The 2,108-nt window shown below is 73.1% G+C and carries 1 protein-coding gene; it reads right to left on the reverse strand.

Going from position 1 to position 2,108, the window contains the following annotated elements:
- Positions 1-2,108: beta strand repeat-containing protein (locus tag BKE38_RS32055; RefSeq protein WP_367595792.1), on the reverse strand; the 2,108-nt coding region annotated here is incomplete at both ends.

Consider the following 2,108-nt stretch of genomic DNA (forward strand, 5'->3'; position numbering starts at 1 on the left):
GGCCAGCTGCGTCGTGGTCAGCGCGCCCACCTGGGTGGTGGTCAGCGCCGCGACCTGGGCGGTGGTCAGCCCCTTCACCTGGGTGGCGTTCAGCCCGGCCACCTGGGTGGTGGTCAGCAGCGCCGACTGGGTGGTGGTCAGCGCGCCGAGCTGGCTGGAGCTCAGCCCGCGCAGCTGGGTGGTGGAGAGCGTCACCAGGTCGGTGGTCTCCATCGCCCGCAGCTGGGCGGTGGACAGCGCCGCGACCTGGGCCGAGCCGAGGCCGCCGACCTGAGTGGTGGACAGCGCCACCACCTGGGTGGTGGTCAGCCCCGCCAGCTGCGCCGAGGTCAGCCCGCCGACCTGCGTCGAGCTCAGCGCGCCGAGCTGCGTCGTGGTGATCGCGGCCACCTGCGTCGAGGTCAGGCCGCGCAGCTGCGCCGTGCCCAGCACCGCGAGGTCGGTCGATTCGATGCCGACCAGCTGCGTCGTGGTCAGCGAGGCCAGCTGGGTCGAGGTCAGCCCGGCCATCTGGGTGGTGGTCAGGGCGACCAGGTCGGTGGTGTCGAAGCCGCGGATCTGCCCGGTCGACAGGCCGGCGATCTGGCTGCTGGCCAGGGCCACGACCTGGGTCGTGGTCAGCGCCGCGACCTGGGTCGAGGTGAAGCCGGCGACCTGCGTCGTCGTCAGCCCGGCGACCTGCGTGGTGGTCAGCCCGGCCACCTGCGTCGTGGTCAGCCCGGCCAGCTGGCTGGAGTCCAGGCCGCGGATCTGGCTGGTGGCCAGCACCGCGAGGTCGGTGGTCTCGAGCGCGCGCAGCTGGGTCGAGCTCAGCGCGCCGAGCTGGGACGCGGTGATGCCGGCCATCTGCGTCGTGGTCAGCGCGACCAGGTCGGTGGTCTCGAAGCCCTTCACCTGGGCGGTGGTGAGGCCGGCCAGCTGGGTCGTGGTCAGCGCCGCGATCTGCGTCGTGTTCAGCCCGGCGACCTGGCCCGAAGTGAGGCCGCGCAGCTGCGTCGTGGTCAGCACCGCGAGGTCAGTGGTTTCGAGCCCGGCCAGCTGCGTCGTGGTCAGCGAGGCCAGCTGCGCCGAGGTCAGCCCGGCCATCTGCGTCGTGGTCAGCGCGGCGAGGTCGGTGGTCTCGAGCCCGCGCAGCTGCGCCGTCGTCAGCGCACCGAGCTGGCTGGTCAGCAGCGCGGTGACCTGGGTGGTGTCGAGCGCGCCCAGCTGGGTCGAGGTCAGACCGGCGACCTGGGTGTTGGTCAGCGCCCGCACCTGGGTGGTGGTCACCGCCGCCAGCTGCGTCGTGCTGAGCGCGCCGAGCTGCGCCACGGTCAGGCCGCGCAGCTGGGTGGTGCTGAGCGCCGCGATGTCGCTGGTCTCGAGCGCCCGCAGCTGCGCCGTGGTCAGGATGCCGAGCTGCGAGGAGGTCAGGCCGCCGATCTGCGTGGTGTCGAGCGCCACCAGCTGCGTCGTGGTCAGGCCGACCAGCTGCTGGGTGGACAGGCCGCCGATCTGCGTCGTGGTCAGCGCGCCGAGCTGCGTCGTGGTCAGCGCCGCCACCTGGCTGGAGGCCAGGCCGCGCAGCTGGGTGGTGCGCAGCGCGCCGACATCGGTCGATTCCAGCGCCGCGACCTGCGTCGTGGTCAGCGCCGCCAGCTGGCCAGAGGTCAGGCCGATCACCTGCGTCGTGGTCAGCGCGGCGAGGTCGGTGGTCTCGAAGCCGCGCACCTGCGCCGTGGTCAGCGCCGCCAGCTGGGTGGTGGTCAGGCTGGCGATCTGCGTGGTGTCGAGCGCGGCGACCTGGGTCGTGGTCAGGCCGATCACCTGGCTGGTGGCCAGGCTCGCCATCTGCGTCGTGGTCAGCGCGCCGAGCTGGGTGGTGGTCAGCGCGGCCAGCTGGCTCGACGACAGGCCGCGCAGCTGCGCGGTGCCGAGGACGGCGAGGTCGGTGCTCTCGATGCCGCGCAGCTGGGTGGTGGTCAGCGCCGCCAGCTGAGCCGAGCCGAGCCCGGCCATCTGCGTCGTGGTCAGCGCGGCGAGGTCGGTGGTCTCGAGCCCCTTGACCTGCATGGCGGCCAGCGAGGCCAGCTGCGTCGTGGTCAGCGCGCCCACCTGGGTGGTGGTCA

It is taken from the genome of Teichococcus deserti, assembly GCF_001982615.1.
Classification (GTDB): Bacteria; Pseudomonadota; Alphaproteobacteria; order Acetobacterales; family Acetobacteraceae; genus Pseudoroseomonas; species Pseudoroseomonas deserti.